This window comes from Paraburkholderia sp. RL17-373-BIF-A (assembly GCF_046030175.1).
Taxonomy (GTDB): domain Bacteria; phylum Pseudomonadota; class Gammaproteobacteria; order Burkholderiales; family Burkholderiaceae; genus Paraburkholderia.
In genome coordinates this window covers 439,972-461,781 of the sequence record NZ_JARESO010000001.1, presented here as the reverse complement: position 1 = coordinate 461,781, position 21,810 = coordinate 439,972, and the positions used below count along the sequence as shown (strand labels likewise).

At 64.4% G+C, this 21,810-nt stretch carries 22 protein-coding genes and 1 tRNA gene; 14 read left to right on the top strand and 9 right to left on the bottom strand.

Going from position 1 to position 21,810, the window contains the following annotated elements:
- Nucleotides 1-439 precede the first annotated feature (439 nt).
- A complete protein-coding gene (locus P0D80_RS02005; protein ID WP_134456271.1) occupies nucleotides 440-631 on the top strand; it encodes a hypothetical protein in 192 nt (63 codons plus the stop codon).
- A 75-nt stretch (nucleotides 632-706) separates the two neighbouring features.
- Nucleotides 707-1,099: a hypothetical protein gene (locus tag P0D80_RS02000; protein WP_408175644.1), complete on the top strand. Its 393-nt coding sequence runs from the start codon at nucleotides 707-709 to the stop codon at nucleotides 1,097-1,099.
- 31 nt (nucleotides 1,100-1,130) lie between these two features.
- Here the strand turns inward: P0D80_RS02000 and P0D80_RS01995 are convergent, their stop codons facing one another.
- Nucleotides 1,131-1,463 (bottom strand): DMT family transporter, encoded by a 333-nt coding sequence (locus tag P0D80_RS01995; RefSeq protein ID WP_408175798.1) that lies wholly within the window; start codon nucleotides 1,461-1,463, stop codon nucleotides 1,131-1,133.
- A 10-nt stretch (nucleotides 1,464-1,473) separates the two neighbouring features.
- Nucleotides 1,474-1,971 (bottom strand): heme-degrading domain-containing protein, encoded by a 498-nt coding sequence (locus tag P0D80_RS01990; protein WP_408280645.1) that lies wholly within the window; start codon nucleotides 1,969-1,971, stop codon nucleotides 1,474-1,476.
- 238 nt (nucleotides 1,972-2,209) lie between these two features.
- Between P0D80_RS01990 and P0D80_RS01985 the strand changes: the two genes are divergently transcribed.
- The 7 genes from P0D80_RS01985 to P0D80_RS01955 all read left to right on the top strand — a co-directional run bounded on the left by P0D80_RS01985 (nucleotide 2,210) and on the right by P0D80_RS01955 (nucleotide 7,745).
- Nucleotides 2,210-2,286: transfer RNA gene (locus P0D80_RS01985), tRNA-Met, on the top strand.
- Nucleotides 2,287-2,662: 376 nt separating this feature from the next.
- On the top strand, nucleotides 2,663-3,208 hold the full coding sequence (locus P0D80_RS01980; RefSeq protein WP_132374874.1) for an NUDIX hydrolase: 546 nt from the start codon (nucleotides 2,663-2,665) through the stop codon (nucleotides 3,206-3,208).
- A 9-nt stretch (nucleotides 3,209-3,217) separates the two neighbouring features.
- On the top strand, nucleotides 3,218-3,955 hold the full coding sequence (gene aat / locus P0D80_RS01975) for a leucyl/phenylalanyl-tRNA--protein transferase (RefSeq protein WP_408280642.1): 738 nt from the start codon (nucleotides 3,218-3,220) through the stop codon (nucleotides 3,953-3,955).
- Nucleotides 3,956-4,071: 116 nt separating this feature from the next.
- Entirely contained in the window at nucleotides 4,072-4,893 is an 822-nt protein-coding gene (locus P0D80_RS01970; RefSeq protein ID WP_408280640.1) for an arginyltransferase, read from the top strand.
- Between the two features lie 96 nt (nucleotides 4,894-4,989).
- Entirely contained in the window at nucleotides 4,990-6,051 is a 1,062-nt protein-coding gene (locus P0D80_RS01965) for a quinone-dependent dihydroorotate dehydrogenase (protein WP_408175648.1), read from the top strand.
- 132 nt (nucleotides 6,052-6,183) lie between these two features.
- Entirely contained in the window at nucleotides 6,184-6,978 is a 795-nt protein-coding gene (locus tag P0D80_RS01960) for a cystine ABC transporter substrate-binding protein (RefSeq protein WP_134456289.1), read from the top strand.
- A 107-nt stretch (nucleotides 6,979-7,085) separates the two neighbouring features.
- Complete coding sequence (locus P0D80_RS01955; RefSeq protein WP_408175651.1) at nucleotides 7,086-7,745, top strand: amino acid ABC transporter permease; 660 nt, start codon at nucleotides 7,086-7,088, stop codon at nucleotides 7,743-7,745.
- A gap of 18 nt (nucleotides 7,746-7,763) precedes the next feature.
- On the opposite strand, the gene lepB is transcribed toward P0D80_RS01955, so the two are convergent.
- The 7 genes from lepB to P0D80_RS01920 form a co-directional block, all read right to left on the bottom strand.
- Nucleotides 7,764-8,462, bottom strand: a complete 699-nt coding sequence (lepB, locus tag P0D80_RS01950; protein WP_408175652.1) for a signal peptidase I — start codon at nucleotides 8,460-8,462, stop codon at nucleotides 7,764-7,766.
- A gap of 195 nt (nucleotides 8,463-8,657) precedes the next feature.
- On the bottom strand, nucleotides 8,658-9,656 hold the full coding sequence (locus tag P0D80_RS01945; RefSeq protein ID WP_408175654.1) for a Gfo/Idh/MocA family protein: 999 nt from the start codon (nucleotides 9,654-9,656) through the stop codon (nucleotides 8,658-8,660).
- 145 nt (nucleotides 9,657-9,801) lie between these two features.
- Nucleotides 9,802-10,521, bottom strand: a complete 720-nt coding sequence (locus tag P0D80_RS01940; RefSeq protein ID WP_132374882.1) for a FadR/GntR family transcriptional regulator — start codon at nucleotides 10,519-10,521, stop codon at nucleotides 9,802-9,804.
- 332 nt (nucleotides 10,522-10,853) lie between these two features.
- Complete coding sequence (locus tag P0D80_RS01935; RefSeq protein WP_408280634.1) at nucleotides 10,854-11,471, bottom strand: flavin reductase family protein; 618 nt, start codon at nucleotides 11,469-11,471, stop codon at nucleotides 10,854-10,856.
- Nucleotides 11,446-12,660 carry a sugar phosphate nucleotidyltransferase gene (locus P0D80_RS01930; protein WP_408280632.1) on the bottom strand — a complete coding sequence of 405 codons (1,215 nt, stop codon included), beginning with the start codon at nucleotides 12,658-12,660 and terminating at the stop codon, nucleotides 11,446-11,448. The genes P0D80_RS01935 and P0D80_RS01930 overlap by 26 nt, the downstream gene beginning before the upstream one ends.
- A gap of 95 nt (nucleotides 12,661-12,755) precedes the next feature.
- Entirely contained in the window at nucleotides 12,756-13,589 is an 834-nt protein-coding gene (locus P0D80_RS01925) for a methyltransferase domain-containing protein (RefSeq protein WP_408175659.1), read from the bottom strand.
- A gap of 461 nt (nucleotides 13,590-14,050) precedes the next feature.
- Complete coding sequence (locus P0D80_RS01920) at nucleotides 14,051-14,584, bottom strand: GNAT family N-acetyltransferase (RefSeq protein ID WP_408280630.1); 534 nt, start codon at nucleotides 14,582-14,584, stop codon at nucleotides 14,051-14,053.
- Between the two features lie 348 nt (nucleotides 14,585-14,932).
- On the opposite strand from P0D80_RS01920, the gene P0D80_RS01915 reads away from it, so the two are divergent.
- The 5 genes from P0D80_RS01915 to P0D80_RS01895 are packed head-to-tail and all read left to right on the top strand — an operon-like array spanning nucleotide 14,933 to nucleotide 21,262.
- Nucleotides 14,933-15,184 carry an acyl carrier protein gene (locus P0D80_RS01915; RefSeq protein ID WP_132374887.1) on the top strand — a complete coding sequence of 84 codons (252 nt, stop codon included), beginning with the start codon at nucleotides 14,933-14,935 and terminating at the stop codon, nucleotides 15,182-15,184.
- Nucleotides 15,181-16,467, top strand: a complete 1,287-nt coding sequence (locus P0D80_RS01910) for an acyl-CoA dehydrogenase family protein (protein WP_408280627.1) — start codon at nucleotides 15,181-15,183, stop codon at nucleotides 16,465-16,467. Before P0D80_RS01915 ends, P0D80_RS01910 begins: the two co-directional genes overlap by 4 nt.
- Before the next feature lies 1 nt (nucleotide 16,468).
- Nucleotides 16,469-17,533 carry an amino acid--[acyl-carrier-protein] ligase gene (locus P0D80_RS01905; RefSeq protein WP_408280624.1) on the top strand — a complete coding sequence of 355 codons (1,065 nt, stop codon included), beginning with the start codon at nucleotides 16,469-16,471 and terminating at the stop codon, nucleotides 17,531-17,533.
- Nucleotides 17,530-18,597 (top strand): DUF1839 family protein, encoded by a 1,068-nt coding sequence (locus tag P0D80_RS01900; protein WP_132374890.1) that lies wholly within the window; start codon nucleotides 17,530-17,532, stop codon nucleotides 18,595-18,597. Before P0D80_RS01905 ends, P0D80_RS01900 begins: the two co-directional genes overlap by 4 nt.
- A 40-nt stretch (nucleotides 18,598-18,637) precedes the next feature.
- Nucleotides 18,638-21,262, top strand: a complete 2,625-nt coding sequence (locus P0D80_RS01895; protein WP_408280621.1) for a glycosyl hydrolase 2 galactose-binding domain-containing protein — start codon at nucleotides 18,638-18,640, stop codon at nucleotides 21,260-21,262.
- The last annotated feature ends 548 nt before the right edge of the window (nucleotides 21,263-21,810 follow it).

Below are 21,810 nucleotides of genomic sequence, written 5' to 3'. Positions count from 1 at the left end.
CGGCCCCCCCCCCCCCCCCCCCCCCCCCCCACCCCCCCCCCCCCCCCGCCGGGGGCGGGGGGCGCGCGGCCCCCCCCCCCCCCCCGGCACGAGGCGCGCGGCGGCGCTGATGTAATAACCACGGTAAGGGCCGCTGACCCGTTCAGCCATATTCGTTCTCCTCGTTGCAATTCATGGGCGGACGCCGTGTGGACCTGCGTTCGATACGTCTGCCTGTGCGTTGACCTTCATGTCGCCGGTTGCGTCCGCGCGGCCGGTGCAGCACGCGCGTCGGCGCGCGGCCAACCAGTATGTAAGGCGCCTCGCGAGCCGATTAGTTCTGTCCGACTCACGCGGCGACGGACCCGATCGCACTTGTTCGGCTCGCGCCGGTCGAACGGGATCATCGGCACGGTCCGTGCTGCCGCGACGACGCCTTTTCGAGTTCAGCGAGCGCAATATGGGAAAATATTTTCTGCAAAACCACGAATTGCCCGAGCCGGATGCGGCGAACACATGGTTTGCTTACGCCGAAAGCCACGGCATCGACATTCCAAAAGCCATCAGCATCTGGGAAGACGCGGCCACCAAGGAGGGCGAGGAAAGCCGCCGGATGGTCAGCGCGGCGGGCATTACGATCGAAACGCCCTGAACGTCTTGCGAGACTCGACAGGCGCTCCCGGTCTGCGTGGCAAGCCCGAATATCAATCTGAAAGGAAACAACACGATGCATTTCATGACGCAACTGCGCCGCGCCGGCCGCCTCGACCGCTTCCGAACCAATGCAGTGTTTGCGCTGGTTCGCCGGACGTCGCTGTCAGCCGCCCTTCCCGCCGCCGTGCTGCTCGGCGCGGCGGGCCTCGCCGGCTGCGCATCGTCGAATACCACGTCGCTGATCAATCTGCCGAACGGCCAGACTGGCTTCGCCGTGAATTGCAGCGGCGCCGACGCCGCTTCCAGCTGGGCCTCCTGCTACGTGCAGGCCGGCAAGGCATGCGGCGCGACGGGCTACGACATCGTGTCGAAAGACAATGACGAAGGCGGCACGGCGGGCGGCAGCGTCACGAACGTCGTCTCGGCCAACGTGAAAAACCGCTCGATGATCGTGCGCTGCAAATAAGCGCCCGCGGCGCCTGGGTTCGCGCGGCGGCTTAGTGCGCCTGCATCTTCGAAAACATGTTCAGCACGGCAACCCCGGCAATGATCAGCCCGAGTCCGATGACGGCCGGCACGTCGGGCACCTGCCGGTACAGCAGCACCGCGACCAGCGTGATCAGCACGATGCCGGCGCCGGACCACACCGCGTAGACGATGCCGACCGGAATGCTCTTGAGCGTGAGCGACAGGCAATAGAACGCCACGCCGTAGCCGAGCACGACAACCGCTGAAGGCAGGAACCGCGAGAAGCCCTCCGACGCGCGCATCGCGGACGTCGCGATCACTTCGGCCACGATCGCGATGCCGAGCAAGGCATAAGGAGGCAGCCGCATCGCCTCAGGCCTTTGCAAGCGCGAGCTTGCTGTAGTCGTGGCCCAGATGCGCGCACAGCGCTTCCACCACCAGTTCATGATCGCCGCGCTGCGGCAGACCCGACACCGTGATCGACCCGATCACGCCCGCGCCCGCCACCGTCAGCGGAAACGCGCCGCCATGCGACGCGTACTCCGTAGCAGGCAAGCCGTGCTTCTCGGCGAGCGTGCCGCCGGCCTGCTGCATCTTCAGGCCGATCGCGTACGAGCTGCGGCGGAAATGCGCAACCGTGTTGCTCTTGCGGCGCACCCAATCGACGTTGTCCGGCGTCGCGCCGTCGAGCAGACTGAAGAAGAGCGGCTGACCGAAGGTGCGCAGGTCGATCGCAACGGGGATACCGCGCGCCTTGGCGACCTCGTGCAGATAGGCGCCGACTTGCCACGCGCGGTCGGCATCGAATTGTGGGAACACCAGCGCGTGTTCCTGAGCGGCAATCACCTGCAGATCGTGAGCGATATCCATGGAGTTCAGAGCAAGGTAAGGGGTGGAGCGTGCGCCGCCGTGCGTGCATGGCGGCGTCGCGAGAGGAATCTGAATTCTAGCGCAGCGCCTTACGCAGGCCTTCCGGCATGCGACGTGAGCGATGCGTGCGGCGACCTTCAGAGCCCGCGCGCAGATTCATGGCCCGCGGATTGAAGCCGGTTCTTAAATAGCTATTGCACAGCTATCGGCTTTGTTCTATAATCTTTTCTTCGACGGACGCGGGGTGGAGCAGTCTGGCAGCTCGTCGGGCTCATAACCCGAAGGTCGTAGGTTCAAATCCTACCCCCGCAACCAAGTGCACCAAGCTGGTTGACTACGTCGAAAACAACATTGAAGGCTTGCCCAACCGGCAGGCCTTTTTTGTTTTCTTTCCAAATATTTCATAGCGCGTTGCGCATTCCCGGCTTTTCTCGTTTCCCCAGTCTGATTCCGGCAGCGGTTCTGACGGCAAATCGCCCCGCCCACGACGTCATCCACGCCCTCGGATCAAGCCTCGCGCGCAAGATACTCCGGATTCCGAACAAAATGATTGCGCCATTTGCGAGCAGTTTGGACGCCCCCCTCGGCACCGACTTCACTGGCCGCGGAATCCCGCGCGACGCTATTTTGCGGCCTGAGAAAAACCTCGTGCCAGTGATAAACTCCTATCACCCTTTCTCGTCCCCTTCCTATGAAATTCTGTTCTGTCTGCGGCCAGGGCGTCAGCCTGAGCATTCCGCCTGGCGACAACCGCGAGCGCTTCGTATGCGGCAGTTGCGGCACGGTGCACTATCAGAATCCGCGCAACGTGGTCGGCACCGTCCCGGTGTGGGACGAGAAAGTGCTGCTGTGCCGTCGCGCAATCGAACCGCGCTACGGCTACTGGACGCTGCCCGCCGGCTTCATGGAAATGGGCGAGACGACCGCCGAAGCGGCATCGCGCGAAACGCTGGAAGAAGCCGGCGCGCGCGTCGAAGTGCAAAACCTCTTCTCGCTGCTGAACGTGCCGCACGTGCATCAGGTGCATCTGTTCTATATGGCGCGCCTGCTCGACCTCGACATTGCAGCCGGCGAAGAAAGCCTCGAAGTGAAGCTCTTCGAAGAACACGAAATCCCCTGGGACGAGATTGCCTTTCCCACCGTCGGCCAGACCCTGCGTTTCTTTTTCGCCGACCGTGCCGCCGGCAGCTTCGGCCTGCACACGGGCGACATCTTCCGCTCGCTGCGCGAAGGTTGAGCGGCGCGCATGGTTCCCTGGCTCGGACCTGACGATCCGTTCCCGCCCGTCGAGCGCGCCCTCGGCGCGACCAGCGGCGCGCCGGGCCTGCTCGCGGCCAGCGGCGACCTGCTGCCGTCGCGGCTGATCGACGCCTACCGGCACGGCATCTTTCCGTGGTATTCGGACGGCCAGCCGGTGTTGTGGTGGAGCCCCGACCCGCGCATGGTCCTGCGCCCCGCCGACTTCAAAGTGGCGCCGTCGCTACGCAAAACGCTCAGGCGCGTGCTGCGCGAAGACGCGTGGGAAATCCGCGTCGACCATGATTTCGCCGCGGTGATGCGCGCCTGCGCGCAGGCGCCGCGACGTGGACAGCGCGGCACATGGATCACCGCGGATGTCGTCGAAGCGTACTCGTCGCTGCATCGTGTGGGCGACGCGCACAGCATCGAAACCTGGTTCGAAGGCAAGCGCGTGGGCGGTTTGTACGGCGTGTCGTTCGGCAAAATGTTCTTCGGCGAATCCATGTTCGCGGACGTCACGGATGCGTCGAAAATGGCGCTGGCTGCGCTTGTCGGACACTTACGCCGTCACGAAATAGAAATGATAGACTGCCAGCAGAACACGTCGCATCTGGCGTCGCTAGGCGGTCGCGAGATAGCGCGCAAGGCGTTCATCGCGCATGTTCGCGCGTCGGTCGAGGCGCCGCCGATTCCCTGGCGCTTCGACAAGACCGCGTTGCTCGAGGTCGTTGCGCCAGCGGCGTAGGAAGAATCAGGCCGAATCCGGATCCGCCGCCTACCGAGCCGCGGGTCACGAGCCGCGGGTCGTCCACCGCAAGGCGCCGGGTTTGCATTACCAGAGATGCTTCGAGAGCTGCCAACGTGACTCATCCCAACGAGCTGCCTCTTTCCCCGCTTTCGGCGCTGCAATTTTATGCAACAGCGCCCTATCCCTGCAGTTACCTGGACGGGCGCATCGCGCGCTCGCAAGTCGCCACCCCGAGTCACCTGATCAACTCCGACGTCTACACCGACCTCGTCAAGGCCGGCTTCCGGCGCTCGGGCGTGTTCACGTACCGGCCATATTGCGACGGCTGCCGCGCCTGTGTGCCGGTGCGCGTGCCGGTCGACCAGTTCGAGCCGAACCGCACGCAGCGCCGCGTCTGGAAGAAACACGGCGAACTGATCGCGACCGTCGCGCCGCTCCACTACGACGAAGAGCACTACGCGCTCTACATGCGCTATCAATCGGCGCGGCATGCGGGCGGCGGCATGGATCGCGACAGCCGCGACCAATATGAACAGTTCCTGTTGCAGAGCCGGATCAACTCGCGGCTGGTCGAATTCCGCGAGCCGCTGCGGGACCGGCCCGATGCGCCGGGCATTCTGCGCATGATCAGCATGATCGACATCCTCGGCGACGGGCTCTCCTCGGTGTACACGTTTTTCGAGCCGGGGCTGCCGAACACGAGCTTCGGCACCTACAACATCTATTGGCAGATCGAGCAGGCACGCAGCCTCAAGCTGCCCTACGTGTATCTCGGCTACTGGATTCGCGAGAGTCCGAAGATGGCGTACAAGGCGAATTTCCGGCCGCTCGAGGGTTTGATCGACGGCGCTTGGCGCGTGCTCGATCCCACGGGCGTGGACCTGCCGCCGGTCGACCCGGCGATGCAGGGCAAGCGCGCGCCGTTCAAGCCGTAGCAAAGCCATACATAGCAAGGCAGTAGCAGCAGCGGCCCGCTCGGGCCGCGACTCGATCCCGCCAGTCGGTCTCATTGAAGCCTCAAAGCCGGTAAAATGGCGGGTTCCCATTTTCCGGCCGCCCGGCTTCGTCCCGTGTTCAGTTCCCTCTACCCGCTTGTACGCGCCCAACTCTTTCGCATGGACGCGGAAGACGCTCACCACCTCACCTTGCGCATGCTCGGCGCCGCCGGCCGCACCGGCCTCGCCGGCGCGCTCGCGCCGCGCGTGCCGGATGCGCCGCGCACCGTGATGGGGCTGACGTTCCGCAACCCGGTGGGACTCGCCGCGGGCCTGGACAAGGACGGCGCCTGCATCGACGGCCTCGCCGCGCTCGGCTTCGGTTTCATCGAAGTGGGCACGGTCACACCGCGCGCGCAACCGGGCAATCCGCGGCCGCGCATGTTCCGCCTGCCGCAGGCGAACGCCGTGATCAACCGGATGGGCTTTAACAACGCGGGCGTCGACCAGTTCGTGAAGAACGTGCAGGCCGCGCGCTATCGCGGCATTCTCGGCCTGAATATCGGCAAGAACGCCGACACGCCGATCGAACGCGCCGCCGAAGACTATCTGTACTGTCTCGAGCGCGTGTACCCGTTCGCCAGCTACGTGACGGTCAATATCTCGTCGCCGAATACGAAGAATTTGCGCCAGTTGCAAGGCGCCGGCGAACTCGACGCGCTGCTCGCGGCGCTCAAAGAGAAGCAGCAGCGCTTGGCCGACATGCACGGCAAGCTCGTGCCGCTCGCGCTGAAGATCGCGCCGGACCTCGACGACGAACAGATCAAGTCGATCGCCGACACGCTGTTGCGCCATCAGTTCGAAGGCGTGATCGCCACCAACACCACGCTCTCGCGCACGGCCGTCGCCGGCATGCAATACGGCGACGAAGCTGGCGGCCTGTCGGGCAAGCCGGTGTTCGACGCGTCGAATGAAGTGATCCGCAAGCTGCGCGCGGAAGTCGGCGAAGCGGTGCCGATCATCGGCGTCGGCGGGATTTTTTCCGGCGACGACGCGCGCGCCAAGATCGCGGCCGGCGCGTCGCTGGTGCAGCTCTATACCGGCTTCATCTACCGCGGACCGGCGCTGATCGCCGAATGCGCTCAAGCGCTTCGCTAAGCGCGGGCTCAGTAAACGCGGCACGCTGAGCCGCGCCGGTATATAGACATAAACAAACGGTATTTTGGTTTCGATAGTCTGTTTTGTTATGCTTTCGTCTGTTAAAACGCCAGACGAACAAAAAGGAACTCGATGAAATTTGGCTTGCTGAAAAAGATTCTCGTCGCCGGTCTGATCGGCGCTTCGTTCACCGCCGTCGCCGCCCACGCCGACGACCTGCTCGATCAGGTCAAACAGCGCGGCACGCTGCGCATCGGCCTCGAAGGCACCTTCCCGCCGTTCAATTCGAAAGCGCCGTCGGGCGAACTGGTCGGCTACGACGTCGACATCGCCAAGGCCGTGGCCGCCAAGCTCGGCGTGAAGCCGGAATTCGTCACGACCGAATGGAGCGGCATCATCGCCGGTTTGCAGGCGAACAAGTTCGACGTAATCGTCAACCAGGTCGGCATCACCGACGCGCGCAAGCAGGCGCTGGACTTCTCGCCGGCCTACACGTATTCGGCCGCGCAACTGATCCAGCGTAAGGACGACACGCGCCAGTTCAAGTCGCTCGACGACCTGAAGGGCAAGAAGCTCGGCGTCGGTCTGGGCACGAACTACATGGACATGGCCAAGTCGGTGCCGGGCATCGACGTGAAGACGTATCCGGGCGCGCCTGAGTATCTGCGCGATCTGGCCGCCGGCCGTCTGGACGCGGCGCTCAACGACCGCCTGATGCTCGCGTACCTGATGAAGAACTCGCAGTTGCCGCTGCGCACCGGCGCCAACGTCGGCGCGGGCACGCCGTCTGGCATTCCGTTCAGAAAGGGCAATCCGAAGTTCGCCAAGGCGATCGACGACGCGATGACCCAGCTCGAAGCGGACGGCACGTTCTCGAAGATCTCGGACAAGTGGTTCGGCATCGACGTCAGCAAGCCGATCAAGTAAAGACGCGCTGACTGAAACGAAGGGCGGCATCGTCAGCGATGCCGCCCTTCGCGCTTTTGCAGCAAAGTTTATGATGTGCGCTTTTGCGCGCCAACCGACCACCGCTCATGTCCACCACTTCCCTGCTCGTCCAATCGCTTCCTGTGCTCGCGCAGGGCGCCGTCCTGACGGTCAAGTTCGCGGTTCTGTCGATGATCTTCGGCCTGCTTGCCGGCGCCGTGCTCGCGTTGATGGGCGTCAGCCACAACCGCGTGCTGAACTGGATCGCGCGCATTTACGTGAGCGTGATGCGCGGCACGCCGCTGCTGGTGCAGATTTTCGTGATCTATTACGGCTTGCCGAGTTTCGGCATTTCACTCGATCCGACGCCGGCCGGCGTGATCGCCTTGTCGGCGAATGTGGCGGCCTACCTGTCGGAGAGCATGCGCGGCGCGATCCTGGGCATCCACAAGGGCCAGTGGCTCGCCGCCTATAGTCTCGGACTCTCGCGCCGCCAGACGCTGCGCTACGTGATCGCGCCGCAAGCCTTGCGCATTGCCGTGCCGAGTCTGTCGAACAGCCTGATCAGCCTGATCAAGGACACCTCGCTGGTGTCGGTGATCACCGTGACCGAACTGCTGCGCAGCGCGCAGGAAATCATCGCCTCGACCTATCAGCCGCTGCCGCTGTATCTCGCCGCGGCCGCGATCTACTGGGTGCTGTGCCAGGTGCTCGAAAGCGTGCAACGCTGGTACGAACGGCGCCTTGCGCTGCCGTCGCGCCACTGAGACCCTGGGGCATCTGACTTAACGGCTGGCGACAGACGACGCCGCATCCAGCGGCGCGCCGAAGCGCTCGAAGCGCGGCGTGTAGTAATGATCCGGGTCGAGCGAAAACGCGACGTGACGCGTGCGGCCCATCAATTCCTTGCGCGGAAAGAAGCCGAAGTAACGCGAATCGGCGCTGTCGTCGCGATTGTCGCCGAGCATCAGATACTCGCCGGGCGGCACGATCACCGGCCCAAACGAGTCGCGCGGGCTCGGCGCTTGCGGCGCGAGCCGCACGGTATGCGCGACGCCGTCGAAGCGTTCGGTCAGATAATCGCCGGGCGACGCGGCGTCGCCGGGCAGCGGTTTGAACTTCAGCGGCTGGTAATCGGCGCGCACGCCGTTTACGTACAGCACGTTCTCGCGCATCGCCACGCTGTCGCCGGGCAGGCCGATCAGACGCTTGACCATCAACTCATGCGCCGCCGACGAATCGATCGTCACGATATCGCCGCGCTGCGGATCGTGCAAATGCGCGATCGCGATGTGCGTGAGCGGCACGCGCAGATCGTAGGCCATCTTGTCCACGAAGATGCGGTCGCCCTCGCGGATGGTCGGCAGCATCGAGCCGCTCGGCACGACGTTCCAGTCGGCCACGGCGCTGCGAAACAGCACCATCAAGAAGAGAAACGCGACGAGGCTCTTGTTGTCGCGCCACAGTTTTCCGAGCATGCGCATGGCAGGCGGCTCCATTGGAAGGAATTCGAAAGCAGCGGGCACGTGGAGTGTTTTTCTTTCCGCATGCCCGCGCAAATCCTACCACCGCTGCTGGGTGCAACGCGGCAACAGTGGCGGCGGAGCGCGATAGCGGGATCGCAAGATGGCATGGCGGCGGCACGGGCTCGCGCGCCTCGACGCACGCTCAATGCGCCCTCATTCGCCCGCGAACTTCAACCCGAGCGCCGCGCGCGCCGCGTCGGCCATCGCGATCATCTGCAGCGACTTGCTGTGCGGCATCACCGGGCTTTCCAGTTGCCCCATCCTGATCAGTTCGCAGAAGTGCGCGGTCTCGTAGTTCAGCCCGCCGCCTTCGAACGGCTCGTCGAGTTCGACCACGCGTCCATCGGCATAACGGATGGTCGCGCGCGACGGATTCCACCACGGCTCGTGAATCGTGACGTGACCCCCTTTGGCCATCAGCAGCGCATCACCCTTGCCGTGCAGATCGAGCCCGCAAAACAACTGGGCGATGCCGCCCTCGTGCTGGCTGTTCAGGCTCGCGAACGTATCGACGCCGGTCGCCCCGAGCCGCCCGAGCGTTTGCACCTCACGAGGCGCGCCCAGCCAGTCGACGGCGAGAAACATCTCGTAGATGCCGATGTCGAGCAGCGCGCCGCCCGCATGCTCGAACGACAGCGACGGGTGATCGTCCGGCACGCCCGGCACCGAGCAGCCGGCTCGCACCAGACCGACCGCGCCGATCGGATCGGCGTCTAGATGCGCGCGCAACTTTCTGTAGAGCGGATAAAAGGGCGGCTTCATGGCCTCCATGAACAGCCGTTGCGCGGCGCGCGCGGCATCGAGCACGCGCTCGAGCTGCGGCTGATTGATGGTGGCGGGTTTTTCGCACAGTACGTGCAGACCGGCTTGCAGCGCGGCGATTGCGTAGTCGGCGTGACTGTCCTGGACGGTGGCGATATAGAGCGCGTCGATCCCGCTGGCGAGCAGCGCGTCGAAACTCGCGCGGACTTCGCCGCCGAATTCACCGGCGAAAGCCGTGACCGGTTCCGCGCGGCGTGACCACAGCGCGGTCAGTTGCGCGTGCGGCACATGAGCGAGACCTTGTGCGAAGCGACGGGCAATGCGGCCCGTCCCGACGATTCCCCAACGGATCGTGCCGCCCGAGGGGATTTCCTGCGTTGCGATTGTCATCGTTCCTTCGAGTCCATGCAGTTCAGAACAGGCGCTATTGTCGCGCATGCCGCACGCTCTCGCGTGGACGTGAACTCGCGCCCTCTGCCACACAGTCTCACAAGGAAAATACCAAAGACCCAGCGTGCCGCCGCGGCGGCGACGCTCAGCCGAGTGCTGGCGGTTCCGCTGAAAAGTGGCCGCTGACTTCTTCCGCGGTGTAGTCGATCATGGCGAGCGAAGCGATCTCCGCTTCCTTCGGATCGCGCCGTTCAATCGCTTCGACCACGCGTTGATGGGAATTCACTGCGGTTTCCCACAGTCCGTCCCTGTCGGTGACGATGGGATTGACCGTCGATAGCGCGCCGCGAATGATCGCCGCCATCTGCTTGAAGAACTGATTGCCGCTCGCCACCACGATGCGGGTGTGGAACAGTTCGTCCGCTTCCTGATAGCCCGGCTCGCCCGGCCGGATCGTGCGGAACGCCTCGAACGCCTCGCGAATCGCGGCAATATCCGCCGCGCTGCCGCGCGCGGCCGCCTGCGCCGAAGCGCGCGGCTCGATCAGGATGCGAAACTCGATCACGTCGCGCAGAAACAGCGGATCGGGTTTCGCGCGAAAACGCCAGTTCACGACGTCTTCGTCGATCATGCGCCAATCGCTCATCGACCGGATGCGCGTGCCGATTTTCGGCCGCACGTCCAGCATGTCGCGCGCGAGCAGCATCGACAGCGCCTCGCGCATGACGGTGCGGCTGACGTCGAACTCCTTCGACAGCACATCCTGCGGTGGCAGTATGGCGCCGTATTTCTCTTCGACGATCCCCGTGACCAGTCCATCCATGACTTTGCTCACGAGCGATCGATCTTTGTTTGCCTGTTCCATGACACTCTCCCCGAAGCGGTGTTTGCCCCCGCGTAGCCTGTTGATCAAGCGGCCCTTATACGTCGTTCTATTGATGTCACTTAGTTCTTCTACGATACGTTGCTAGCTTCAAAACGGTTGCGCCAGTTGGGAAACTTCCTGACAGGGTTATCCCTCTGAAGAATTGTTTCTTCCTTGTAACGCCGCATATTTTGACGGGCCATAAGCTTGCATCTCAAGCGTGCCTGCATTGCAGAATTTGCATAGTGCGAAGACGCACGTTGCGAGACGATTTGTCTGATCCACGATGCCTCGGCGGATAGGCTGGCGGGAAACGACGAATGACGTGCGCATCAGCGGGTGCTCACGGCAATCGCTGGCGAGTCCTGCGTCGAAGCCGCCGTCGAACGCTGAATGGAACTCTGAGTGCAACCCGGCGCCGTCACCGACCCCGCCGTCACCGACCCATAGCGCCCGCCGAAAAAAATCAGGGGCGCGTGTTCATCGAGCGAGAACACCAGCACCTCGCCGACGAAGAGCGTATGGTCGCCGCACGGATGCCGGTCCACCACGCGCGCCGCGAAACGCGCCGCCGCGTGTTCGAGCAGCTCCACGTCGGGCAGCCCTTCGACCGCCGCGAAACGCGGCGCGAGCAAGCTCTGCGGTTCGCCGGCGAAGTGGCGGCTATGCGGCTCCTGCGCCTCGGACAACACGCTCACGCCGAACAGCGCGCTGTCCATCAGACGCTCGTGCATGCGCGCCCGGTGCCCGACCGAGACGACGATCAGCGGCGGCTTGAGCGAACCCGACATGAAGGCGTTGGCGGTCATCGCGTGCAAATTGTCGCCGCTGCCGGTCGAGATCACCACGACGCCGGTCGCGAAGCGTCCCAACGCGTGGCGAAAGCGCCGCTCGTCGAAAGCCGCCTGCGAGGCGCGCGGCGCCTCAGCGTGAAGTACCCTTGCCTGCATGGCTGGCCTCCTGTTCGCGACCGTACTGGTCGTCAAAGCGCACGATGTCGTCTTCGCCGAGATAGCGGCCTGATTGCACCTCGATCCTTTCAAGCGGCGTCCTGCCGGGATTCTCGAACCGGTTCGCGACGCCGAGCGGAATGCCCGTCGACTGGTTCTCCGTGAGCAGGAAGCATTCCTCGCCGCGCGTGACGTGGGCCGTGCCACGTGCCGCCGAATCCCAGGCGCCCACCTCCGACCAGCCCGCGGAGAACGGCACCGCGACGCCGACCAGCCGCGCGTCGGTGCCGACGCGCTCCATCACCGCGTAGTCGATCGAATCGGACGGACACAGGGCGAAGGCATCGCGCGCGAGATGCAGCGCGCCGCCGCCGTCGACCGTGGCACGCTCGAACGCAGCCGCGCAGGCCTCGGCAATCGCCGGCTGGCAGAGCTTGATCGCCGTGAGCCACACGGACGCGCGCACCACGAACATGCCGCTGTTCCACCAGTAATTGCCGCAAGCGAGATAGCGCTCGGCCAGTTCCGGATCGGGCTTCTCGACGAACCGTTCGATGGCGCGCGCGCCCCGCGTGCCGAGCGCCCCACCCGTGCGGATATAGCCGTAGCCGGTATCCGCGCGCTTCGGCGGCACGCCGAGCGTGACAATGGCGCCGCGTGCCGCGTGTTCGAGCGCCTCGGCGAGCGCCGAGCCGAACGCAATGTGATCGGCAATCAGGTGGTCCGCCGGCAACGCCACGACGAGCGGATCGTCGCCTTGCACAACCGACGCGCGCGCGGCGAGCGCGGCGACGGTCAACGTGGGCGCGGTATTGCGCGACATCGGTTCGAGCACCATGCGCACCGGCCGGGCCGATCGTTCGAGCCGCTCCAGACGCTCGAGCGTTTGTGGGTGCCGATCTTCGCACCGGACCACCAGCGGTGCTGCAATGGAATGCGTGCCGGATGCCGGCGTAGTGCGTTGCGCTGCGGCGAAAGACGCGTCGAGGCGGCTCAGCATGGTTTCGAGCAGCGACTCGTCGCCCACCAGGCCGATCGACTGCTTAGGACTGCGCTCGCGCGACAACGGCCGCAATCGCGTGCCCGAGCCGCCGGCGAGAATCACCGGCTGCACGCATAGACGCGTGGCTGTTTCGCCGACGCCCCCGGCCGAGGCAAGCGGATTGCCTGGTTCTACGATGCGATTCATGTGCAAGTCCCCTATCCGGTCAAACTGGTCCGGCGCATTGTTCTATTTGTCCTGCGTGCTACGTGTCAAGCCATGCCTTCGTTCAGTGGCCGCCGTCAGTCGAAGCGGCAAGCAGCGAGCGGTTTGTGCGCGATGAAGTGAAACCACCAGGCGTCGCTCGGTTCCACATCGTCGGTAATGAGATTGCCCACGGAACTGTCGAACACCGCGTCGCATTGCAAGCCGACCTGCGCCAGTTGCCGGCGCTGCTCGCGCAGCGTCGTGTAGACGATCACAATGCCGAAGTTGTGGGCCGCCGCGGTGTTGACCGCATAGCCGCCGTAGTCGTGATTCAACTTGGCGTTGCGCACATAGTTCAGCGTGCCGAGCTGGAAACGCCGCGCCGAGCGCAGCGTGCGCCAGCCGAGTTTGAGCGGATTGAACGTGAATTTCGGCAGCAGTTGCCAGATGTTTTCGCCGTAGCCGGGGCCACCGCGATTGTGCGACGAAAACAGCACATAGCCGCCGGGCCGCACCACGCGATACATCTCTTCGAGAATCTTCACGCGATCGTCGTAGTCGACGCAGTCGATGCCGTTCCAGCTGAATTGCGTGAGCCCGTAATGATCCGAAGGCAGCGCGGACATGTCACGCGCGTCCATGTGCCGAAGGTCGCGATCAGGAAAGCGTGCCTTCGCGAGATCGAGCAGCTTTTGTGTGTAGTCGACGCCGGTGTAGTCGTCGGAGATCGCCGTCATCAACGGAATCGTGCGGCCGGTGCCGATTCCGATGTCGAGCAAGGGCTCACCCGCGCAACGCTGTGCGAGCCAGGCAAAGGCAGCCCGTTCGCCGGGATCGGAATAGGTCTTGTCGAGCATGAAAACGCGCTCGGCGTCCGACGAATTCCATGCAACTCGGTTGATGCGGTCCAACTCGGATTGACTGTTCACTACGCGCTCCCCGTAAGCGTCTGTGCGCTGGACAATCCGTGCGCATGCATAACGCTTCCCCGAATAGACGGAACCCGCGCGCACGCTTTAAAAGCCATCGCGTGGCCTTTGGCTCGCCGGATGCCACCAGCCGAACCGGCCATCGAACACCACTGGCCTCACGCCACGCTCCTCACCAGGTCCCCGCTCTCAATCCATTACAACAAACGTTGCATGATTGATATGTACGTCCAGCCACATTGTCTTGGAGTCCGATTCAAGGGCGAATGCATGTCGTACGCGTCATTAGAAACAGACAGCGTAGTCCGTCGCCATGCGACGCGCGCAGCACGAACGTCGAGCGCGTGGCGAGCAGCACCTGATAGGAGAAGCGCGCGCGGCCGAGGCCACATCGCTCTCGCGTGGCGTCAGCTTCGCAAGTGCAACTTGTGCACTGGAAGGCGTGACGAGCACCCGCCCCATCACAACAACTCGAACGTGTTCACGAGCACCGCGCTGTCGCGCTCACGGCGCCGCCCGCCGAAAAGCGGCTGGCTGCCGCGCACCTGGCGCGTAAGGCCAATGAAGGGCACGCCGTGTTCGAGATAGGGCCCTTCCGTCTTGCGAAAGCCGAATTGTTCGTAGAAGCCGCGCAAACCGAGCGGCGCGCTGACACGCGCGGCATGGCCCGGCCAACGGCCGACGATCGCCTGCAGCACGCGTTCGATCAATAGTTCGGCGGTGCCGTCGCCGCGTCGCTGCGGGCTCGTCAGCACCCTGTCGATGGTGATCTCCGGATCTTCCGCGTCGCCGGGTTGCAGGCGCGCGTAGGCGAGGATCGGCATCGACCGCGCCATGTCCTCCACGGCGAACACATGCAACGCGTGTTCGTCGCGGCCATCCGCGTCAAGACAAACATGCGATTGTTCGACCACGAACACCGCGCTGCGCGCGCGCAAGATCAGATACAACTCGCGAGCCGAAAGCTGATCGAATTCCAGCGTTTTCCAGTTCATCACGTACCCCAGCGGTCAGTAAGTTCAATGAGGCCGGCATCGCGCGCCGGCTTCTACGACCTGGCTGTATAGGCCGGCCCGTTCTGATGACTACACGGTACGTCCACGAAACTCGTGTTTCCGTGCGCCATCGCACTGACGCTGGGCGTTGACAATTCTTAAATACGCAGACATCGGGGCGCGGCTTGCAGAAAACCGCCCGAAAGCGCACGCAGTCAATGTGAACGCGGCGCATGCCGGCATAGGGACTCCGCCGGCATGCGCCGTGGCAACGAACAGAAATAGCGATCACGTGCGCTGGATCGATGTCCGCAAATTCAAGACTGTTCAACAACAGGGGACCACACCATGAAAAACGCATTGCGACGCATCCTTTCCGAATCGGCTCGCCTGGATGTCCCGGCGGACACTCTGGCCGATGACGCCGACCTGTACGCCGCGGGCCTCTCCTCGCTCGCGACCGTGCATCTGATGCTGGCAATCGAAGATGAATTCGGGATTGAAATTCCGGACCGTCTGTTGACACGGCGCCTGTTCTCCAGCATCGATTCGATGGCCGCCGCAATCACCGAGCTGCAACAGGCGAAGGCGGCAGCATGAACGCCCCGCTGCTGGACGCGGCGGCGGCCGCCGCCGCTACGCAGGCGCACAATGCGGCCGAAAGCGCCGACGCGTCGGTCGTGCTGACCGCCGTCGAAACCGAACCCGGCTGGCGCGCGGCCGCGCAACGCTGTGCGGCGGTAGCCGCGCAGTTCGCCGACTCGGTGGATCGCGAGGCGCGCTTCCCGAGCGAAGCGTTCGACGCGCTCAAGCGCGAATGCCTGCTCTCGGCGATGGTGCCGGCCGCGTTCGGCGGCGCGGGCCTGTCGCTCGCGGACGTCGGCGCGATCTGCGAAACGCTCGCGCAAGGCTGCGCCTCCACCGCGATGGTGTATGCGATGCACCAGATCCAGGTGGCATGTATCGAGGCCCATGGCAGCGACGCGGCATGGCATCGACAGTTGCTCGTGCAACTGGTCAAGCAGCAGTGGCTGCTGGCATCGGCCACTTCCGAGGAAACCATCGGCGGCAATATGCGCACCAGCGCCTGCTCGGTCGAACTCGACGCTGCGCGCTTTCGCATCGAAAAGCTCGCACCGACGATTTCGTACGGCGCGCACGCCGACGGCATTCTCGTCACCGCGCGCCGCACCGCCGAGTCGGCAGCCGCCGACCAGGTGCTGATCGTCGCGTTGCGTGCCGACACGCAACTGGAAAAGCGCGGCGGCTGGGATTCGATGGGCATGCGCGGAACCTGCAGCGAGGGCTTCCGGCTCGTCGCCACGGGTCTGGCCGAACAGATTCTGCCGACGCCATTCGCCGAGATCGCCGATCAAACCATGCTGCCGGTCTCGCACACGCTGTGGGCCTCGGTTTGGACCGGCGTGGCCACCGACGCCGTGAATCGCGCGAAAGCGTTCTTCCGTGCACAGGCGCGTGCGAAGCCAGGTGTGGTGCCACCGGCCGGTTTGCGCCTCGCTGAAGCGGTCGGTCTGCTGCAGATGATGCAGGCGCGCCTCGCGGTCGCGCTGGAGGCGGCACGCGCCGCTCACCAGGCGCGCCACGGGGGCTCGCAAGCCGATGCGCCGCTCGCGGCCATGCTCGGATTCGCGTCCGACATGAACACGCTGAAGACGAGCATCTCCACCACCGCGCTGCAGGTCGTGCACGAAGTGCTGATGATCTGCGGCATGGCGGGCTACAAGAACGGCACACCGTACAGCGTCGGGCGCCATTTGCGCGACCTGCACTCCGCGCCGCTGATGATCAATAACGACCGTATTGCGCAGAACACCGCGAGCCTCTTGCTCGCGCAACGTCCTGCCGCCCCGGGGAGAGCCTGATATGAATACGATGACCGATACCGTCGCTCTTGCCGCAGCCGCGCAAGCAGCCGAAGCGCCGAGCTTTCGTGACGAACTGCTGGCCGCGGGCCTGTTGATCGACACCGGCGAAAACGGCCTGTATGGCCGCAGCCAGGTTTTCGAAGACGTGGTGGACCGCCTGAACGTAGCGATCACGCATCTGGGCGCGGACCAGCAGCCGGAAGTGCTGCGCTTTCCGCCCGCCATGCGCCGCACCGACTTCGAAGACAGCGAGTATCTGAAGAGCTTCCCGAATCTGGCGGGTACGATCCACTCGTTCTGCGGCAACGACATGGGCCACCGGCGCCTGTTGCACGCGCTCGACGACGCCATGACGGAAAGCGACGACGATCGCAGCGACGAGTGGATGGCGCAGCAGAAGCCGACCCGCGTGGTGCTCACGCCGGCTGCCTGCTATCCGATCTATCCGGTGATGGCGCGGCGCGGTCCGTTGCCCGCCGACGGCCGCACGATCGACGTGCTGTCGTATTGCTTCCGTCACGAACCGTCGCTCGATCCCGGCCGCATGCAGATGTTCCGCCAGCGCGAATACGTGCGTCTCGGCAGCGCCGAACAGGTGATGGCATTCCGGCAGATGTGGATCGAACGCGGCTCGCTGCTGGTCAATCTGCTGCAATTGCCGGTCGAAGTGGATCTCGCCAACGATCCGTTCTTCGGCCGCGGCGGCAAGATCGTCGCCGATAGCCAGCGTGCCCAGGCGCTCAAGTTCGAACTGCTGATTCCGGTGGCCGATCCGCGCGGCAAGACGGCTTGCCTGTCGTTCAACTATCACATGGAACACTTCGGCGCGATCTGGAAGATCGCGTGCGAAGACGGCGCGGTCGCGCATACGGGTTGTGTCGGTTTCGGCATGGAACGCATCACACTCGCGCTATTCCGTCATCATGGGCTCGACGTGAACGCGTGGCCGGACGATGTGCGCGCGCTGCTGTGGGGCGATGCCGAAGCGCGCGTGGCGCATGGGCTCGCAACCATGCAAGCGTCGTCCGCCGAAACGGCGCAAGGCACCGGAGAGTGCGTATGAATCCGTCGCTGACACCTGTACCGAACGGCGCGAACGGCGCTTTCCTGCTGACCCGGCGCGTCGATCTGCCCGCGGCGGGCGGCGTTGCCGCACCGGCGCCCGCCGCGCGTTTGCGCGAGCATGCGCCGCATGCGCTGCATCAGGGCGAGCGCGTATGGCAGGAGACCAACTGCTACGTCGATCTGTGGATCGAACTGCTGCACGGCTTCGGGCTCGATCCGCGCGCCGCGCTCGGCTTTACCGTCACGCAGGATTTCGAAGGCGACCAGTTCACGTTCTTCAAGTTTCCGCTCGAAGACCTCGACCGGCTCTACGGCACCCAGGTGCAGGAACTGGCCATCTACGATTCGCTCGAAACGCGCGTGCTCGCGCAGACCTTGCGCGGCCATACCGTGCTGGTGGAAGTGGACGGCTATTACCTGCCGAACACGCGCGCCACGTCGTACCGGCGTGAGCATCCGAAAACCACGGTGGGCATCGACTTCATCGATCCGGACGCGCGCCGTCTCGGCTATTTCCACAACACCGGCTATCACCTGCTCGACGGTGAAGACTACGACGGCGTGTTTCGCAAGCTGCCGCAGTTCCAGCAGCAGCCCGATCTGCTGTTTCCGTATGTGGAGTTCGCCAAGCAGGCGCGGCCCGCGCTCGAAGGCACCGCGCTGGCCGAAGCGTCGGCGGAACTGCTGTGCGCGCACCTTGGGCGCCGGCCGCTGACGAATCCCATTTCGCAATGGCGTGCCGCGTTTCCCGCGCATCTCGAGACGCTCTTCGAACGTGGCGAAAAGTTCTTCCACCCGTACTCGTTCAACCTGATGCGGCAGCTCGGCGCGAACTTCGAGTTTCTTTCGAAGTATCTGTTGTGGCTTTCCGCGCAAGGCTTCGAGGTGCCGGCAGCGATTCCGGCAGCGGCGCAGAGCATCGCGTCGGAGTCGATGGTGATGCAGTTCCGGCTCGTGCGGGCGATTGCCCGCGGCCGGCGCGATCTGTGCGAAGACTGCTTCGACGTGCTCGAAAGCGCTTACGAAAAGACGCTGCCACCGCTCGCCGCTCTGGTGCTGTGACGCGCCGTGCGCGGCTTCGCGGACTTCTCGGGGATTTGCCGTGGATGCACTGACGATAGGGCTGCTGCCCGATGAAGGCGGCGCGGGCGGCGTGCTCGCGCCCGCTCCTGACGAAGCCGCGCATGTCGATGTCGATGCGACTTCGGCGCAAGCATCGCAGACGCTCTGGCCGCGTCGCCTCGACATCGGCTGGCAGTGTGTGAGCACGCCCGCGGGCGCGTGCGCGACGCCCGCCGATTTACCCGCGCACGGCTGGCTGGCCGCGCAAGTGCCCGGCACGGTCGCGAGCGCGCGCCGTGCCGCAGGTCTCCTAAACATTGCGCATCCACCACCGCTTGCCTTCGACGACCACTGGTATCGCCTCGAACTCGAAGGCACCGGCCAACGCCGCTTGCGTCTGCATGGTCTCGCCACCATCGTCGAAGTCTGGCTCGACGGCGTCAAGCAACTCGACTCCGATTCGATGTTCGTCGCGCACGATCTCGATATCGAACTGAGCGGCAGCGCGACGCTCGCGCTGTGCTTCCGCTCTCTCGCTCCGGCGTTGACGGCGAAACGTTCGCGCGCGCGCTGGCGTCCACGGCTCGTGTCGCCACCCACCTTGCGCAACGTGCGCACCACCCTGCTCGGTCATATGCCCGGCTGGTGTCCTTCTGTGCAAGCGGTCGGTCCGTGGCGTCCGGTTGAACTTCTGAGCGACGCGCCCCATGCATTCGACACCGTCGACGTGTCGAGCCGACTCGATCACGACGACGGCCTTGTATCGCTCACGCTACGTTTCGTTCATCCGCACGATCACGCGACCTGCCGCGCCTCGCTTAAATGCGGGGATGCTGTTTCGTCTTTGCAATGGAGCGATGCATATACACTGACCGGCCGCGTACGCGTGCCGGGTGCCGAGCGCTGGTGGCCACACACCCACGGCGAGCCCACTTTATATCCATTGACGTTGCAGCTTGATGACGGGCACGCGACGTCGCATTCATTGGGTTCGGTCGGTTTCCGCAGTATTGAAGTGGACCACGGCGCGGACGGCATGGGCTTCGCGTTGCGCGTCAATGGCCTGCCGGTGTTCTGTCGCGGCGCGTGCTGGACCAGCGCGGACCTCGTCACGCTTGCGGGCAGCGAGGCGCAGTTGCGTCACGCTTTCACGCTGGCCCGCGATGCGGGCATGAACATGCTGCGCGTGGGCGGCACGATGCTGTACGAGTCCGACGCGTTTTATGCACTCGCCGACGAATACGGCCTGCTGATCTGGCAAGACTTCGCATTGGCGAATTTCGACTATCCGAACGATGCCGCATTCAGCGCTTCGATCGAGCGCGAAGCCACGCAGTTTCTGACGCGCACACGACGCTTCGCTTCGCTCGCGGTGCTGTGCGGCGGCAGCGAGGTCGACCAGCAGGCGGCCATGTTCGGCCTGCCGCCTTCGATGCGCGCGCAACCACTCTTTACGGAACAGTTGCCCGCCATCGTCGCGCGTGAACGGTCCGACGTGCCGTATGTCAGCAACTCGCCCTCGGGAGGCGCGTGGCCGTTTTCAACTAATGAGGGCATCACTCACTACTACGGCGTAGGCGCCTATCAGCGTCCGCTCGACGACGTGCGCCGATCGCAGGTGCGCTTCGCCGCCGAATGCCTCGCCTTCGCCAACGTGCCCGACGACGCCACCCTGCACGACGCGCTCGGCACGATTCATCTGCACGATCCGCGCTGGAAAGCGGCCGTGCCGCGCGACCCCGGCGCGGGCTGGGATTTCGACGACGTGCGCGACCACTATCTCCAGACGTTATATGGTGTCGATCCCGCGCGCTTGCGCTATGAAGACCCCGAGCGTTATCTGGACCTGTCGCGCGCGGTGGTCGCCGAACTGATGGGCGACGTGTTCGCCGAATGGCGCCGCGCCGGTTCCACCTGCGGCGGCGCGCTGGTCTGGCAGCTTCAGGATTTGCGCCCCGGCGCCGGCTGGGGCCTGATCGATGCCACAGGCCGGCCTAAAAGCGCCCTGCACGGCCTCGCGCAAGCACTGCAACCCATTCAGGTGGTCATGACCGACGAGGGCCTCAACGGCCTCGATATTCATCTGCTGAACGAACGTGCGCAGCCGTTGCGCGCGCAACTGGAACTGGTCTGCCTGCGTGACGGTAGCGTCAAGATCGCCTCCGCAAGCCGCGAGGTGGAACTGGCGCCGCACAGCGCGCAACGTCTCAGTGCGGCCGCGTGCCTTGGCCAGTTCTTCGATTTCACCCACGCGTACCGCTTCGGCCCGCGCGCGCACGACGTGACGATCGCCACACTGCGCGACCAGGCGAGCGGCCAGGTCGTTGCGGAAGCGTTTCATCTGCCGGAGCGGCGCGTGAGCGAGCGCCACGACCTGGGCTTGACGGTCACGGCCGAGCGCAACGGCGCCGGCTGGCAGCTCGTGATCGAAGCGAAGCGTTTTGTGCGCTTCGTTCATATCGTTGACACACACTACAGGGCCGCGCGCGACTGGTTTCATCTGCCGCCGAACCGGCCTTGCGTCGTGCCGCTCATCCCGCTCACGCCGCAGGAAAGATTCGTTGCTCACGCATCGAATGCCGTGTTTAAAGCTGATGCAACATACGCGGCGCCCGCGGGTGAAGTTCGCGCGGTCAATGCGATATCCGCCATCTTCTACGGCTGAAGGTCTCCTTGATCTAATCACCCTTTCGCAAGGCGCGTAAAACCTCGCGCCGCGCGTATCCACCTGTCTGGTCTGCGGAATCACTGTTGGTTTTTCTCAGACTTTTGGCTCGCCAAAAACATCATCCGTACGGCACCGAACCAAGCGTGTTGAACACATCTGAATCATTTCCGGCACATCCCGGACGCGGCGTGACAACGTGCATGGAAGGGCTGATTCAACGTTGAGACAAGTACGGTCAAGCCCCTCCCAGCACCCGCCAACCCAATTCCATCAAGGATTTGAGCCGAACAGGATGCGCCTGGCGGGCGAGCGCCGGTCGTCAGGACGTTGTGCAGATTTGAAACAAAAAGTCACGTTTGTCTTCGCGCGGCGCTAAGCCTTGGTGCGTTACCCCGCACCAGCGCTCGCTTTCCCTGCCGCTGGCACGCTCCTCGCTAATAGAAGAGCGCAACACCGCGTCACCGCAGAGACATCGACAACAACGGCGGCGGCGCATCAGGCCAATACGGGGCCGGTCCTGTTCATCCTTCGCTGCTCACCAGGCA

Excerpts from the sequence above, each read along its gene's own strand:
- P0D80_RS02005 (WP_134456271.1), top strand. The coding sequence starts at position 440 with ATGGGAAAATATTTTCTGCAAAACCACGAATTGCCCGAGCCGGATGCG.
- P0D80_RS02000 (WP_408175644.1), top strand. The coding sequence starts at position 707 with ATGCATTTCATGACGCAACTGCGCCGCGCCGGCCGCCTCGACCGCTTC.
- P0D80_RS01990 (WP_408280645.1), bottom strand. The coding sequence starts at position 1,971 with ATGGATATCGCTCACGATCTGCAGGTGATTGCCGCTCAGGAACACGCG.
- P0D80_RS01980 (WP_132374874.1), top strand. The coding sequence starts at position 2,663 with ATGAAATTCTGTTCTGTCTGCGGCCAGGGCGTCAGCCTGAGCATTCCG.
- aat (WP_408280642.1), top strand. The coding sequence starts at position 3,218 with ATGGTTCCCTGGCTCGGACCTGACGATCCGTTCCCGCCCGTCGAGCGC.
- P0D80_RS01965 (WP_408175648.1), top strand. The coding sequence starts at position 4,990 with ATGGCGGGTTCCCATTTTCCGGCCGCCCGGCTTCGTCCCGTGTTCAGT.
- P0D80_RS01960 (WP_134456289.1), top strand. The coding sequence starts at position 6,184 with ATGAAATTTGGCTTGCTGAAAAAGATTCTCGTCGCCGGTCTGATCGGC.
- P0D80_RS01955 (WP_408175651.1), top strand. The coding sequence starts at position 7,086 with ATGTCCACCACTTCCCTGCTCGTCCAATCGCTTCCTGTGCTCGCGCAG.
- lepB (WP_408175652.1), bottom strand. The coding sequence starts at position 8,462 with ATGCGCATGCTCGGAAAACTGTGGCGCGACAACAAGAGCCTCGTCGCG.
- P0D80_RS01945 (WP_408175654.1), bottom strand. The coding sequence starts at position 9,656 with ATGACAATCGCAACGCAGGAAATCCCCTCGGGCGGCACGATCCGTTGG.
- P0D80_RS01940 (WP_132374882.1), bottom strand. The coding sequence starts at position 10,521 with ATGGAACAGGCAAACAAAGATCGATCGCTCGTGAGCAAAGTCATGGAT.
- P0D80_RS01935 (WP_408280634.1), bottom strand. The coding sequence starts at position 11,471 with ATGCAGGCAAGGGTACTTCACGCTGAGGCGCCGCGCGCCTCGCAGGCG.
- P0D80_RS01930 (WP_408280632.1), bottom strand. The coding sequence starts at position 12,660 with ATGAATCGCATCGTAGAACCAGGCAATCCGCTTGCCTCGGCCGGGGGC.
- P0D80_RS01920 (WP_408280630.1), bottom strand. The coding sequence starts at position 14,584 with ATGAACTGGAAAACGCTGGAATTCGATCAGCTTTCGGCTCGCGAGTTG.
- P0D80_RS01915 (WP_132374887.1), top strand. The coding sequence starts at position 14,933 with ATGAAAAACGCATTGCGACGCATCCTTTCCGAATCGGCTCGCCTGGAT.
- P0D80_RS01910 (WP_408280627.1), top strand. The coding sequence starts at position 15,181 with ATGAACGCCCCGCTGCTGGACGCGGCGGCGGCCGCCGCCGCTACGCAG.
- P0D80_RS01905 (WP_408280624.1), top strand. The coding sequence starts at position 16,469 with ATGAATACGATGACCGATACCGTCGCTCTTGCCGCAGCCGCGCAAGCA.
- P0D80_RS01900 (WP_132374890.1), top strand. The coding sequence starts at position 17,530 with ATGAATCCGTCGCTGACACCTGTACCGAACGGCGCGAACGGCGCTTTC.